Annotated in this window: 10 protein-coding genes; all 10 read left to right on the top strand. The window is 41.9% G+C overall.

Translation table 11 applies throughout. The features are described 5' to 3' along the window. The first annotated feature begins 196 nt into the window (after positions 1 to 196). The 10 genes from QPK24_RS15915 (at position 197) to gyrA (ending at position 14,182) form a co-directional block, all read left to right on the top strand. Positions 197 to 1,969, top strand: coding sequence for an ABC transporter ATP-binding protein (locus tag QPK24_RS15915; RefSeq protein ID WP_285742717.1), 1,773 nt, complete (start codon positions 197 to 199; stop codon positions 1,967 to 1,969). Then, on the top strand, positions 1,966 to 3,816 hold the full coding sequence (locus QPK24_RS15910; RefSeq protein ID WP_285742715.1) for an ABC transporter ATP-binding protein: 1,851 nt from the start codon (positions 1,966 to 1,968) through the stop codon (positions 3,814 to 3,816). The genes QPK24_RS15915 and QPK24_RS15910 overlap by 4 nt, the downstream gene beginning before the upstream one ends. A gap of 131 nt (positions 3,817 to 3,947) precedes the next feature. Next, positions 3,948 to 5,135 (top strand): formate-dependent phosphoribosylglycinamide formyltransferase, encoded by a 1,188-nt coding sequence (gene purT, locus QPK24_RS15905; RefSeq protein WP_285742713.1) that lies wholly within the window; start codon positions 3,948 to 3,950, stop codon positions 5,133 to 5,135. Beyond that, positions 5,125 to 5,580 (top strand): GNAT family N-acetyltransferase, encoded by a 456-nt coding sequence (locus QPK24_RS15900; protein WP_285742710.1) that lies wholly within the window; start codon positions 5,125 to 5,127, stop codon positions 5,578 to 5,580. The genes purT and QPK24_RS15900 overlap by 11 nt, the downstream gene beginning before the upstream one ends. A gap of 301 nt (positions 5,581 to 5,881) precedes the next feature. Continuing rightward, positions 5,882 to 6,529, top strand: coding sequence for a CAP domain-containing protein (locus tag QPK24_RS15895; RefSeq protein ID WP_285742708.1), 648 nt, complete (start codon positions 5,882 to 5,884; stop codon positions 6,527 to 6,529). A gap of 235 nt (positions 6,530 to 6,764) precedes the next feature. Further along, positions 6,765 to 7,616, top strand: coding sequence for a GDSL-type esterase/lipase family protein (locus tag QPK24_RS15890; RefSeq protein WP_285742705.1), 852 nt, complete (start codon positions 6,765 to 6,767; stop codon positions 7,614 to 7,616). Beyond that, positions 7,609 to 8,577, top strand: coding sequence for an ABC transporter ATP-binding protein (locus QPK24_RS15885; RefSeq protein WP_285742703.1), 969 nt, complete (start codon positions 7,609 to 7,611; stop codon positions 8,575 to 8,577). Before QPK24_RS15890 ends, QPK24_RS15885 begins: the two co-directional genes overlap by 8 nt. Continuing rightward, complete coding sequence (locus tag QPK24_RS15880) at positions 8,570 to 9,559, top strand: ABC transporter permease (RefSeq protein WP_285742701.1); 990 nt, start codon at positions 8,570 to 8,572, stop codon at positions 9,557 to 9,559. Before QPK24_RS15885 ends, QPK24_RS15880 begins: the two co-directional genes overlap by 8 nt. A gap of 195 nt (positions 9,560 to 9,754) precedes the next feature. Next, complete coding sequence (gene parE / locus QPK24_RS15875) at positions 9,755 to 11,731, top strand: DNA topoisomerase IV subunit B (RefSeq protein ID WP_285742699.1); 1,977 nt, start codon at positions 9,755 to 9,757, stop codon at positions 11,729 to 11,731. 12 nt (positions 11,732 to 11,743) lie between these two features. Further along, the gene (gyrA, locus tag QPK24_RS15870; RefSeq protein ID WP_285742697.1) at positions 11,744 to 14,182 is read left to right on the top strand and encodes a DNA gyrase subunit A; all 2,439 of its coding nucleotides are present in this window, start codon (positions 11,744 to 11,746) and stop codon (positions 14,180 to 14,182) included. Positions 14,183 to 14,292 lie beyond the last annotated feature (110 nt).

The raw sequence follows: 14,292 nt of genomic DNA, 5'->3' as shown, positions 1-14,292 counted from the left end.
TTTTTTGCGCCTATGACCCTGAATAGGGGAGGATTGCTGACCATTTAATTGAGAGATGGTGATTAATTCCTGTTAATGCCCAATCAAACGAAAAGAAGGCGAAATATGATTTGATTCTCGCTTTGCCGGGTTGGTAATGCGGTGATAAACTTCATTAATGTTCGTAAAAAAGTAAATATTTTGAAGGAGGAGAAACATGGATGTTCTCAGGCAGCTGCAGAGCTTCTTCTGGTCCAAACGTATTTTGTTGTTTTTATCAATACTTTGCTTGGCCTTAGCGACTGCACTCGGGCTTATATACCCGAATCTACTGAGGGTACTCATTGATGATATGATAACGCCTCGTAATTTTGAAGGCGTTCCCATGCTTGCCCTAACCGTACTCGGAGTGGTCATCTTAAAGTCATCATTGCAGTTCTTGCACGGCTTTTTTGGCGCTAGGCTTGGTAACTATCTTGCTTATCGTTTACGTAATGCATGTTACGAAAAACTACAGTTTTTGTCTTTCCGTTATTATGATACGGCTAAGACAGGGGATCTGATGTCACGGCTAACCGGTGATCTCGAAGCCATTCGTAACTTTATCGGGTTTGGTTTTGCCCAGATTTTAAATATGGTTCTCATGGTTCTGTTTGGGTCGATTATGATGTTCTCCATTAATTGGCAGCTGACCTTAATCACAATGATCTTCATGCCGATTCTTGTGATGGTTGCTCTAAAATTTGAAACACAAATACACCCTGCTTTCCAGGAGATGCGGCTCGCAATGAGTTCACTTACCACCGCGGTTCAAGAAAACGTGACAGGAGTGCGTACCGTTAAATCGTTTGCTCGTGAGCCGCATGAGGTAGATAAGTTCTCCATACGGAATGAACGCTACAAGACGAATCAGATTTTTGCTTCTTCATTATGGGCTAAGTTTTTCCCTATTATGGAACTTCTGGCTTCCATGAGTGTCATCTTACTTCTTGTTGTTGGCGGCAGATTAGTCATACAAGAAGAATTATCATTAGGCGAACTTGTTGCTTTCTTTAGTTTAATTTGGTACATAATCGGACCAATGTGGAATATTGGCTTCCATATCAATAACTATACACAGTCCAAAGCCTCCGGTGAACGTGTACTGGAGTTACTTAATCAGCCTATTGATGTTCAGGATACAGAGGATTCTATTGTTCTTGCGCCCGAGCAGGTGAAGGGGCATGTCTCTTTTGAGCATGTGACCTTTGCTTACGGAAACAAAATAGCTGCTGTTACAGATATTAATCTGGATGCACCACCGGGAACGGTTATTGGTTTTCTGGGAGGGACAGGATCGGGTAAATCCACGATTATTCAGCTGTTAATGCGCGCCTATAATATTAATTCAGGTTCCATCAAGATTGACGGCATGGAGATTAAGGATATCAACATTCGAAGTTTACGCAGCCAAATAGCGGCCGTATTCCAAGAGACGTTCCTGTTTTCATCCAGTATTCGTAATAATATTTCTTATGGTTTAAAAGACGTGTCTATGGAAGAGATCATTCGCGCTTCTAAACTTGCTAAAGCTCATGATTTCATTATGGAGATGCCACTTGGCTACGACACGATTGTTGGTGAGCGGGGAATGGGCTTATCCGGCGGTCAGAAGCAAAGAATTGCGATCGCGAGGGCACTGCTTAAGAATCCCAAAATCCTCATTCTTGATGATGCGACAAGTGCGGTTGATATGGAGACAGAACATGAAATCCAGTCAGGATTCCAGGAAGTGATGCGAGGAAGAACAACATTTATTATTGCCCATCGAATTTCTTCATTACGACATGCGGATGAAATATTGGTGCTGAATGAAGGTCACGTAGTTCAACGAGGAACGCATGACGAACTGATTAGAGTTCCTGGTCAATACCAAGATGTCTATCATATTCAGTATGCGGATCATATCGCTCGTGAGCAGCAGGCACCCGGAAAGCAGGTGAACTCATGAGTGCAGATACAGCAGCAGAAAGCAAGAAGATTCCAAGAGCAAAGGAAAATAAAAACCAAGAACGATTTGTCTATCAAGATGATGAGATAATCGAGAAGCCGTTTAACTGGGGCGAGTTCACTCGGTTGTTCTCGTATATGAAACCTTATGCAAAACAGTTACTGCCGATCGTTATAGTTATGATGATCCTTGGAACCATTACAAAATTGACCGTGCCGTACCTGACGAGTCTTGCCATCGATAAAGCGATTGCACCGGCTGAAGGGTCACCGAGTCTCAAGCTGCTATACTTTATTGCAGGGGGGATTTTGCTTCTATATATTATTCAGTGGGCAGCAGCTACTTACCGAATTAAATATACGAATATCATAGGACAACGGGTTATTTACGACCTTAGAACGGATTTATTTAAACATATACAGAAATTATCATTTTCCTTTTTTGATAAAAGACCAGCTGGTTCCGTAATGGTTCGGATCACCAACGATATCAACTCCTTGCAAGATTTGTTCACCAACGGGGTTGTTAACCTGATGATTGACTGCGTTCAGCTCGTTGGAATTATGATCATTTTACTCTTTATTAACTGGAAACTGGGGCTCGCCGTGATTCTAACCGTGCCGGTCATGTTCCTAATATCGACGAAACTGAGAGTTCGAATCCGCCGCGCATGGCAAGATGTACGTATGAAAAATTCACGAATTAATTCACATCTTAATGAATCCATTCAGGGGATTCGTGTGACTCAAGCTTATACACAAGAAGAAGAGAACATGAAGTTCTTTGACCAAATGAATGCAACGAGCCGTAAATCTTGGAATAAAGCTTCGACAATGAACCAGTCCTTTGGACCGCTGATTGAAATAACAGGCGGGGTAGGCTCCTTAATCTTATTCTGGTACGGAGCGTTTCTTATCCAATCGGGTGAACTTAGTATTGGTCTTCTGGTCGCTTTTGCTAACTATGTCGGAAACTTTTGGGATCCGATTAACCGGTTAGGCCAGATGTATAATCAGCTTCTTGTCGCGATGGCATCTTCAGAACGTATCTTTGAATTTATGGATGAAGAACCTGGTATTGCGGATAAGCCAAATGCAGTTCCAATTCCTCCAATCAAAGGCGATATTACATTCGAGCATATTGTTTTTGAATATGAAAAAGGACGTCAGGCGCTCAAAGGAATTGATCTTGACGTCAAAGCAGGGCAGTCCATTGCACTCGTTGGCCATACTGGTTCCGGTAAAAGTACGATTATTAATCTGCTTAGCAGATTTTACGATGTAACAGATGGCAAGCTGACGATTGATGGTTATGATATCAGGGATGTGACGATTCGCAGTCTGCGAAGTCAAATTGGTATTGTGCTTCAGGATACCTTTATCTTCTCCGGTACCATTCGGGATAATATTAGGTTCGGGCGCCTGGATGCGACCGATGAAGAGGTAGAGGCAGCTGCAAAAGCGGTTAATGCTCATGAATTTATTGTGAAACTTCCCGGCGGATATGATACAGAAGTGGAAGAGCGGGGAAATGTATTATCCATGGGCCAACGTCAGCTGCTGTCCTTTGCGAGAGCCTTGCTGGCAGATCCGAGGATCTTAATCCTTGATGAAGCAACCGCGAGTATTGATACAGAGACAGAACTAAAAATACAAGAAGCACTGAAAGTGCTTCTAAAAGGAAGAACTTCCTTTATGGTCGCTCACCGTCTTTCGACAATCCGGAATGCAGATAATATTATTGTGCTGGATCATGGTGAAATTAAAGAACAAGGAAATCATCAACAGCTAATCCAACAAAAAGGAATTTATAATGGATTGATTGAAGCACAATTCAGATTTTTGTAAATTTTGATCGTCAGAAAACGAAAATCCATGTAATATTCACAAGAAAAAAGTCGAGCACTCTTGCATTCTGCCGCAATAACCCTGAAAATAGAGAAATGTAATAGATTTCTCACATAGGGGGATGGGAGAGAATGTGGGGTGCTCCTTTTTCGGCTGAAGCCAAAAAGTTGCTGCTGCTTGGCAGCGGAGAGTTAGGAAAAGAAGTCATTATCGAAGCCCAAAGACTTGGTGTGGAGACCATAGCAGTTGATCGCTACGATAATGCTCCTGCGATGCAAATCGCCCATAGGTCATACTGTATTAATATGCTCGATGCAGAATTGTTACAAGAGATCGTCCGGAAAGAGCAACCCGACGTAATCGTTCCTGAGATTGAAGCAATTGCAACCGATGCACTAATTCAGCTTGAAGAAGAAGGATTTCGTGTAGTTCCAACCGCTAGAGCAACAAAACTGACGATGGACCGGGAAGGAATCCGGCGCCTGGCAGCAGAGGAACTTGGTATTACTACTGCTGCTTATCGATTTGCTGATAGTCTGGAAACACTGCAAGCCGCAGTTCGTGAACTGGGAACTCCATGTGTGGTAAAACCGCTGATGAGCTCTTCAGGTAAAGGTCAAAGTGTATGCCGTACCTATGAGGATGCTGAATCTAGTTGGAATGCTGCCTTGGAGGGTGCTAGAGCAAAATCGACTCGAGTCATTGTCGAAGCATTTGTTGAATTTGAAAGTGAAATTACCCTGCTGACTGTCCGTTCTGTATCTGGCACGGTATTTTGCCCACCTATTGGACATATCCAAAAAGATGGGGATTATATAGAATCTTGGCAACCGCATCCGATGAGCGAAGAGCAGCTGAATGAAGCAAAAGAAATCGCTAAGAGGATTACAGATAAACTTGGGGGTTACGGTTTATTTGGGGTTGAACTTTTTCTAACGAAGGATGGAGTTGTATTTAGTGAAGTTTCTCCGCGTCCTCATGATACCGGAATGGTAACCATGGTTACGCAGGACCTATCTGAATTTGCACTCCATGTAAGGGCAATACTTGGTTTTCCAGTTACCGGTGTGGAGTTGTTAACACCCGGAGCTTCTGCTACACTAAAAGCAGATTTAGAGACATCATCCTACAAAATTCTTGGCGTGTCTGAAGCACTATCTTTACCAAGAACTCAGGTCCGTTTGTTTGGAAAACCTGAGACTAAAGTAGGAAGAAGAATGGCAGTAGCATTAAGTGCATCACCCGATGTAGAGAGAGCACGAGATACGGCAAAACAAGCCGCAAATATGTTGAAAGTGGAGGTTAACCATGTTAAGTAATGTAGAGGCCCCAGTACTGACGATTCGAGCATGCGAACTGCACGATGTGGATGCGGTAACGAGTCTGATGCATGAGGTCAGATATCCAGCTACCCCTGGAGTTATGAGGGAACGCATTCAGATGAGTCAAACGAGCGAGAAAGCTTGTATGTTGGTAGCGGAAGTAGATAAGGTAGTCGTTGGTTTACTAGGATTGCAGTGTATCCAATCTCATGCAAGTCGTAATCAAGCAACACAAATTACTTCCCTTATCGTCCGTCATTCACACCGAGGTGCAGGAATTGGGCGTAGACTACTGGAGTTGGCTGAGAGTTGGGCACGTGAACATGGAAGCGAGAAACTGCTTATCATCGAAGGCAATCGGGATGAGCATAAATCCTCATATCCATTTTACGAGCATATCGGTTTTATCAAACATGGGTATCGGTTCAGCAAGTCGCTGTAATCTATATATACGAGACAGACTCCATTTTTAATGAATTCATACTTAAAAATAATGAACAACCTAATGGCTTTTTCCATTAGGTTGTTTTTTTATGTTTTTTCTATTTCGTTATATCATCGTTTAATTTGGAATATTTTTCTGTGTTTTTTATTACAAAGCGATTCTGATGCTATTCTATCAAAAAGTTACGACTTTTTAACCATTTCCATTATTTACGGGTTAACAAATTCAAAAAGTGCTGATATAATCCTAATCATTACAGTTACAAAATTGTAATAATTAAAGTAGGAGTTGAATTATTTTGAAGAAGAACGTTCTTAAAAAAACAATCATTGCAGGAAGTCTTTCCGCTGTTCTTGCAGCTGGAATGTTGATTCCCGGAGCAGGACTTGCTTCCGCTCATTCTCTATCTACGCAAAAAGGTCAAAGTTATAGCAAATATATTCAGCAGTGGCTGCAGCAGAATGGTTACATAGGAGGGACCGTACAAAAACCCCAATCAGGTTCGGGTAATAACAATTCAAGCAGTGGCACGGGCAATAACAGCACAAGTCAAGATCAAAGCAGTTCGTCTGTTGTATCTGCTTATGCAAAAGAAGTCGTGTCACTGGTAAATAAAGAACGTGAAAAGGCTGGCCTCAAGCCGCTTGTTATTCACACGAATCTTACTAAAATGGCGGTAGCCAAAGCCCAAGACATGAATGATAACAACTATTTCAGTCATACGTCTCCCACTTATGGATCTCCATTTGATATGATGAAGAAGTTTGGTATCACTTATAAATATGCGGGTGAAAACATTGCCAAAGGGCAAAAAACACCTGAAGAAGTAGTAAAAGCTTGGATGAACAGCCCAGGTCACAAAGCAAATATCATGAATAAGAATTTTACATTGATTGGTGTAGGATATGTTAACGGGTACTGGGTGCAAGCTTTTGTCGGAAAATAATACATTTCTAACCTTTGACTAATATCATAACCTTATGATTTACCTTTACATGCAAGATGCCATATTTTTTTAGGTGCTATTCTATTTTGAAGTTATTTTGAGATCTCCACGATTGTTGGAGGTCTTTTTTTTCATTTAATGGCAGATAGTAAAGAGGAGAGGGCATTGATTTGCAAATAAGGACGGGAAGTTTTATGGTTACTGTAAGTAAATACAGCGTGAAGGGAATGTTTTTGTGAAGTCATCAAATAAAATTTGGATTACTGTAAGTACGGTATCCATCATTGTGACATGCATACTTATTTATGGCTTTATTATAGCCGTTCAGGATATAGTGAACCCTTCAGGTAACACTGATTTTATATCTGAACAAAAAGAGACAACTACCACTTCCCCTATCGAACAATCTACAGAAATTAAAATTGCTGCTATTGGTGACTCGCTTGCCAAAGGGACAGGAGATGATGAGGGAAAGGGGTTTGTTCGCCGGGTTGTCAGTATGCTTAAAGAAGATGGAAAAGAAGTTAGAGTTACAGCAAATTTAGCGATCAACGGACTTACAGCGGAAAAACTTCTTCCTGAGCTAGATGAAGCAGGGGTGAAATATACGCTCGAACAATCTAACCTTATTCTGCTCTCCATCGGTGCAAATGATCTGTTTCAAGGTGCTCAGGCGGGTCAAGCGGCAGATATCAATATCCCGGACACGGCTGCACTCTTTGAGCTTTTAACCAAAGCTTCCGATTCGCTCGAAAACGTGCTGAAAAAAATAGCGGAGATTAATCCTAATGCCAAGATTGTTTATGTTGGTTTATATAATCCTTTTAATGATTTGAAAGATCTGAAACAAGTTGGGAATGCTGTAGTAACCACATGGAACAGTAAAGTGCTTGAGCTGATAAGCACCTATGATCAGATGGCGCTTGCGCCTACATTTGACCTGTTTGAGAACAATGTGCCGCAGCTGCTTGCCAGTGACCATTTTCATCCGAATGCACAGGGATATGAAGAGATGGCAGAACGAATTGTAGAGGTGCTTGGCATCACTGACAGGCATGGAAAAAAGGTGGAGATGGGCGATGAGTGAATATCTGTCAGAGGAAATCGTATTATCTGTAAAGCATCTGAAAAAAAAGATAGGGCGTAAGTGGATTATAAAAGATGTTACTTTTGAAGTGCATGCTGGCGAAATCTTCGGGTTTTTAGGTCCAAATGGAGCGGGTAAGACAACGACCATCCGAATGCTTGTTGATTTGATTAAACCGACAGAAGGGGTTGTGGAGGTATGTGGATACCCTGTCCACCAAAAACCTGAGCAAGCACTGAGGTATGTAGGATCTATAGTCGAAAACCCCGAGATGTATAATTATTTAACAGGGTTTGAGAATTTAGAACATTTTGCACGAATGCTTCCGGACGTTACGGAGGAGCGGATTTATGATGTTACGAAGACAGTGGGACTGGATCAGCGAATACATGATAAAGTGAGCACATACTCTTTGGGGATGCGCCAACGCTTAGGTATCGCTCAAGCGCTTCTAGGAAATCCAAAACTACTTATATTAGATGAACCGACGAATGGTCTTGATCCCAAAGGGATCAAGGAACTGAGGGCTTTTATTAAAAAACTGGCTGAGGAAGGTTTAGCCGTTCTTGTCAGCAGTCATTTGCTTAGTGAAATTCAGCTTCTGTGTGACCGAGTGGCTATTATTAATAACGGTGAAGTGCTCACGGTAGGTAAAGTCGATGAACTAATTGGAGAACATAGTAATATCACGGTTTGGAACTTAAATCCACTGGATGAGGGAGCTCGCTGGTTAACGAATCATCCGAAAATTAAGAGACTGCGAGATACAACCATGTTAGATGACACGTTGATCGCAAATCTCGGACCTAATGCGATCATTACTGAGATGCCGGAGGAGCTCGTATCACAAATGGTGAAAACCATGGTCATTGCGGGAGTAAAAGTGGAGGGAGTACAAAGGGTACATCCTACACTTGAACAGTTATTTTTACGAATGACAGAAGGTGAATCTATTGAATAGTCTCTTGCCCTTGGTTAAGAACGAGACCATTAAAATGATCAAGAAAAAAAGATTTTACGTGATTATACTTGTTTTGCTTGTATTAACGCCGATGTTTACCTATGCTCAGATGAAAGAGTCTGAATCAAAACGCGAAAAGTTTGGAAATGACTGGCGGCTTGAAATGCAGCAAGCAATCACGGATAATCAGAATTCACTCGGAAGTGACCGGGTACCAGAGGAATGGAAGAAATATCGCAGAATTTATATTCAGCAGCTTCAGTATTATCTTGAGCATGATCTCAATCCGAATGAGCCTAGCGGGGTTACATTTACAAGAGTATTTATGAACAATTCCATAAACTTGTTTATTCCTTTGCTTGTGGTTGCAATGGCTTCAGATCTTGTATCTGGAGAGAGAACATCGGGAACGATTAAAATGCTGCTAACGAGACCTGTTCGGAGATGGAAAATACTATTAAGTAAACTCCTCACTTTATTTTTATTCGTTTCTCTTCTTGTTCTTGCTGTATTTGTTATATGCTATCTTATAGCAGGGCTCTTTTTTGGATATAAAGGATTTACGATGCCCATCTTTACCGGTTTTCAAATCCATGGTTCGGATGTGGATATGTCAAAGGTTCATATGGTGCCCCAGTGGAAGTATTTACTAATGCAGTCTGGGCTTTTATGGTTTGTCAGCATCATCGTTGCGATTCTGTCTTTTATGGTGTCTACTCTAGTAAGAAGTACTTCTGCGAGTATTGTCATTATGATGGCTGCACTGATTGCAGGAAGTATTTTAACGAATATGGCTTCGTCTTGGAGCACGGCCAAATATTTATTCATGGTGAACCTTGGTCTCACCGGTTACTTATCGGGCACTTTGCCGCCGATTGAGGGAATGACTTTGGTATTTTCACTTGGAGTTCTTACCGTTTGGGGCCTCCTTGCACTGGTTGTTTCATTCCTTGTCTTTACGAAACGGGATATCTTGAATTAAAATGGACAAGGATAAGAAAACATCTGTTTGCATTTTTCGGAGTTTTAAGGTAAAAACAGAATAGGTTTCCATAATTTGTCTATAGATGTTTTGAAGGAATTCTATAGAGAAGATCCGCTTGTACTGTGAAATATATTAATATTCTAAAAGTGTGATCATTCATAAATGAGTGAAGGCATAAGAGGGGGAGCATTTATGGCCCAGGAAATGGATCTATCTGCTGGAGTTTCCGGCAAAGATATAGAAGCCGGTTATGGCGCTGATGATATTCAGGTGCTGGAAGGACTTGTTGCAGTACGGAAAAGACCAGGGATGTATATTGGTAGCACAAGTAATTCAGGCTTGCACCATTTAGTATGGGAGATTGTCGACAATGCTGTCGATGAACATTTAGCTAAGTATTGTAATAAAATTGAAATATCGCTACATAAGGATGGTTCAGTTACCGTTACTGATAATGGACGCGGTATTCCGACAGGGATGCACAAGACAGGAGTACCTACTCCTCAGGTCGTATACACGATTCTCCATGCAGGCGGTAAATTTGGCGGTGGCGGATATAAAAAATCGGGTGGCTTGCACGGAGTAGGCGCCTCGGTTACCAATGCTTTGTCTGAATGGCTTGAAGTTGAGATTTATCGTGAAGGTAAAATTCACCGGATGCGCTTTGAATACTGGGTAGACAAGAAAGGGAAAGAGCATGTCGGTGAACCGGTAACAGGGCTTGAGGTGCTTGGAAATACGAACCGTACCGGAACGAAAGTGACATTTAAACCGGACAGCAGGGTATTCAAAAACGGAATTGCACTTAGCTATGATACATTGTCCGAGCGTCTTCAGGAGATTGCTTTTCTGAACTCAGGTCTCAGGATCGTGCTGAAGGATGATCGTTCAGGCAAAATGGATGAGTTCTATTACGAAGGCGGAGCAAAGCAGTTTGTTGAATATTTGAATGAAGGCAAAGACGTCTTAAATGAAGTTATCCATTTCAATGCGGAAAAGGATGATATCGAAGTCGAAATTGCGATTCAATATAATGCGGGTTATACCGAAACCATAGCTTCCTTCGTAAACTCCATTCCGACCAGAGGCGGAGGTACGCACGAAACGGGATTTAAAACGGCGTACACACGGGTGATGAATGATTACGCTCGTCGAACAAGTATGATTAAAGAAAAAGATAAGAATCTAGAAGGTAATGATTTAAGAGAAGGCATGATGGCGGTAATCAGCGTCAAGATGTCTGAAGTTGAATTTGTAGGACAGACCAAAGACCAGCTCGGAAGCGCATCAGCCAGAAGTACAGTAGATCAGGTCGTGACCGAGAATTTACAGCGGTTTTTAGAAGAAAATCCACAAGTTGCACAGACACTGATTAGAAAAGCAGTGCAGGCATCAAAAGCACGCGAGGCTGCTCGTAAAGCAAGAGACGATATGCGTACCGGCAAAAAACGCAGTGAAAGTTCGAATCTAGGAGGCAAGCTGACTCCAGCTCAGTCCAAAGATTTTACAAAAAACGAACTGTTTATCGTTGAGGGAGACTCTGCCGGCGGTTCCGCGAAACAGGGAAGAGATTCGAAGATCCAGGCGATATTGCCGCTAAAAGGGAAGCCGATGAATCCCGAGAAGGCGAAACTTGCCGACATTATGAAAAATGAAGAGTATCGTGCCATTACAGCAGCAATTGGTGCAGGCATTGGAACAGAATTTGCCGTAGAAGACAGCAATTATTCCAAAATTATCATTATGACGGATGCCGATACGGATGGAGCGCATATTCAGGTCCTCTTACTTACATTTTTCTATCGTTACATGAAACCGCTCATTGATGCAGGCAGAGTCTATATTGCTCAGCCGCCGCTTTATAAAATTTCCCGTAAATCCGGTAAGCAGCAGACTTCAAGATATGCATGGACTGACGAACAACTGCAAGATTATTTAAAAGAATTTGGAAAAGGTTTCGAACTGCAAAGATACAAGGGGCTTGGTGAAATGAATCCAGATCAATTGTGGGAAACGACAATGAATCCAGAGTCCAGAACCTTATTGCAAGTGCAGATCGAGGATGCAGCAAAAGCAGAAAAAAGAGTATCCACCCTGATGGGTGACAAAGTAGATCCGCGTAAACGCTGGATTGTAGAAAATGTTGATTTTACAGAGTACGAAGAATAGAAGGTGCTTTGAATGAGTTTACCAGAACAATTTTTACCGGCATTTTTAGAAGAAGTCGTTGGTGATCGCTTTGGCCGGTATTCTAAATATATAATTCAAGATAGAGCCATTCCCGATGTACGAGATGGACTAAAACCTGTACAAAGACGAATTTTGTATGCGATGTATGATTCCCATAATACGCCTGACAAACCGTACCGGAAATCAGCCAAAACAGTAGGGGACGTAATGGGGAATTATCATCCCCACGGTGATTCCTCCATCTATGATGGGATGGTACGTATGGCACAGCCATGGAAAATGGGCCATGTACTGGTTGACGGCCACGGTAACTGGGGTTCACAAGATGATGATCCGGCTGCTGCAATGCGTTATACGGAAGCCAGATTATCACCTATTGCTATGGAGATCTTGCGTGATATTGAGAAACGCACCGTTCTTTTTAAAGACAATTTCGATAATACGGCGAAGGAACCTGTGGTGCTTCCTTCCCGCTATCCAAACTTGTTGGTTAATGGGGCGAGCGGAATTTCATCAGGTTTTGCGACTGAGATTCCTACTCACAATTTAAGAGAAGTCATTGATGCTTGTATTGCGGTGATGGAAAAACCTTCGATCGAGCTTGATGAGATCATGACTTTCATTAAAGGTCCTGATTTTCCGACAGGCGGCATTATTATGGGCGGTGAAGGAATCCTTGATGCGTACCGTACGGGAAAAGGTCGTATCTATATCCGTTCCAAGACAGATATCGAGAATCTTCGCGGCGGTAAACAGCAAATTGTGATTACGGAAATTCCGTATCAAGTCGTGAAATCACGTCTTGTTACCGCGATGGAGACCATCCGTTTAGAGAAAAAAGTCGAGGGAATTGCCGAAGTACGGGATGAGAGCGGCCGGGAAGGTTTGCGAATTGTGGTTGAGCTAAAAAAAGATGCAGATGCACAAGGTATTTTAGCTTATCTGTTCAAAAAGACAGATCTGCAGGTCACTTATAATTTCAATATGGTGGCGATTGTGAATAAAGCACCGCATCAACTTGGTTTGAAACCTATATTGGAAGCTTATATTGCACATCAACGTGAAGTGGTAACCTACCGTACCAAATATGATCTGGAAAAAGCAGAAGACAGAGCACACGTCCTTGAAGGATTGGTAAAGGCTCTGAATATCCTTGATGAAGTGATTGCCGCGATCAAAGCCTCCAAGAATCGTCAAGATGCACAAAACAATCTGGAATGGATGTTTGGATTCTCTGAAAGACAAGCAGATTCCATTCTAACCTTGCAATTATACCGATTAACGAATCTTGAAATTACAACGCTTCAAAAAGAACTGGATGAAATCCAGAAAAAAGTGAAAGAGTTACGCAGTATTTTAGAGAGCGACCGTAAACTGATTAGTATTATACGTAAGGAACTGAAAGAAATACGCGATAAATACGGAATCGATCGTCGTTCGGCAATTCAAGAACAGGTAGAAGAATTGAAAGTAAATCTTGAAGTATTGGTGAATTCAGAAGATGTACTGGTGACCTTGTCAAATGACGGATATATTAAACGGACGAGTATGCTGTCATTTACTAGATCAGGAGCAGAACGCACAAGTTCTGGTGTCAAAGAGGGGGATCTAATCACCTCAATCCTTGACGTTAATACACTTGATAACTTGCTTGTTTTCACACAGCGGGGACAATACTTCTTGCTACCCGTCCATCAGATTCCTGAATTTAAGTGGAAGGAACCTGGGACTGCCATTGTCAATGTAATTCCACTATCAAAAGAAGACAAAGTAATTAGTGTCATTCCTGTTCGTAATTTTGAACAAGAAGGAACCAGTCTTGTATTTGTTACGAAACGCGGACAAGTCAAACGTACCGAGCTTAAGGAATATGCGACAAAACGCTCTTCCGCGGTTGCAGCTTGTAAAGTAGCAGCAGGGGATGAGATCATTCAAGTACAACTAAGTACAGGAAATAGACATATTCTCCTCGTAACGAAAAATGGAATGAGCATCCGCTTCTTAGAAAGCGAAGTCAATTCTATGGGCCGTGTATCTGGCGGAGTCAAAGGCATTCAGTTAAAAGACGATGATGAAGTAATAGCAGCCCTATGGGTCGACGAAGATGAGGGTGAAATCTTCACCATTACGGAACTTGGATATGGTAAGCGTTCCTTGTTGCTTGATTATCCTCTGCAAACCCGTGGAGGTAAGGGAGTCATTACCTTTGAATTCAAAGAAGGAAAAAGAGTAAGATCCAATGGAACCAGAATTGTTGGTGCTTATCATGTGAAAGAGCCGAAATCATTACTAGCTTGGACGGAACAAGGAAAAACACTTCCGTTCTCGACAGAGTCAGCACCGATATCTGACAAGAAAAGTGTCGGTAAATCGATTGCAGGCGCGGATAAGACAGATTTGATTGTGAAAATTCTACAATTATCTGAGTAGACCTAAAATAGATGTCATAACAAGTCCTCCACATGCCAAATTACGGCATGGAGGACTTTTTTTGATGCTTTTTTGGGAAGATTAAGAACCTTCGTCGATAAGGGTCGAGT

It is taken from the genome of Paenibacillus polygoni (genome assembly GCF_030263935.1).
GTDB classification, from domain to species: Bacteria; Bacillota; Bacilli; order Paenibacillales; family Paenibacillaceae; genus Paenibacillus; species Paenibacillus polygoni.
The sequence above is the reverse complement of the archived record's forward strand: the minus strand, read 5'-3'. Positions and strand labels throughout refer to the sequence as shown.

What these genes read in the sequence shown, in the direction of transcription:
- QPK24_RS15915 (WP_285742717.1), top strand. Translation starts at nt 197, where the DNA reads ATGGATGTTCTCAGGCAGCTGCAGAGCTTCTTCTGGTCCAAACGTATT.
- QPK24_RS15910 (WP_285742715.1), top strand. Translation starts at nt 1,966, where the DNA reads ATGAGTGCAGATACAGCAGCAGAAAGCAAGAAGATTCCAAGAGCAAAG.
- purT (WP_285742713.1), top strand. Translation starts at nt 3,948, where the DNA reads ATGTGGGGTGCTCCTTTTTCGGCTGAAGCCAAAAAGTTGCTGCTGCTT.
- QPK24_RS15900 (WP_285742710.1), top strand. Translation starts at nt 5,125, where the DNA reads ATGTTAAGTAATGTAGAGGCCCCAGTACTGACGATTCGAGCATGCGAA.
- QPK24_RS15885 (WP_285742703.1), top strand. Translation starts at nt 7,609, where the DNA reads ATGAGTGAATATCTGTCAGAGGAAATCGTATTATCTGTAAAGCATCTG.
- parE (WP_285742699.1), top strand. Translation starts at nt 9,755, where the DNA reads ATGGCCCAGGAAATGGATCTATCTGCTGGAGTTTCCGGCAAAGATATA.
- gyrA (WP_285742697.1), top strand. Translation starts at nt 11,744, where the DNA reads ATGAGTTTACCAGAACAATTTTTACCGGCATTTTTAGAAGAAGTCGTT.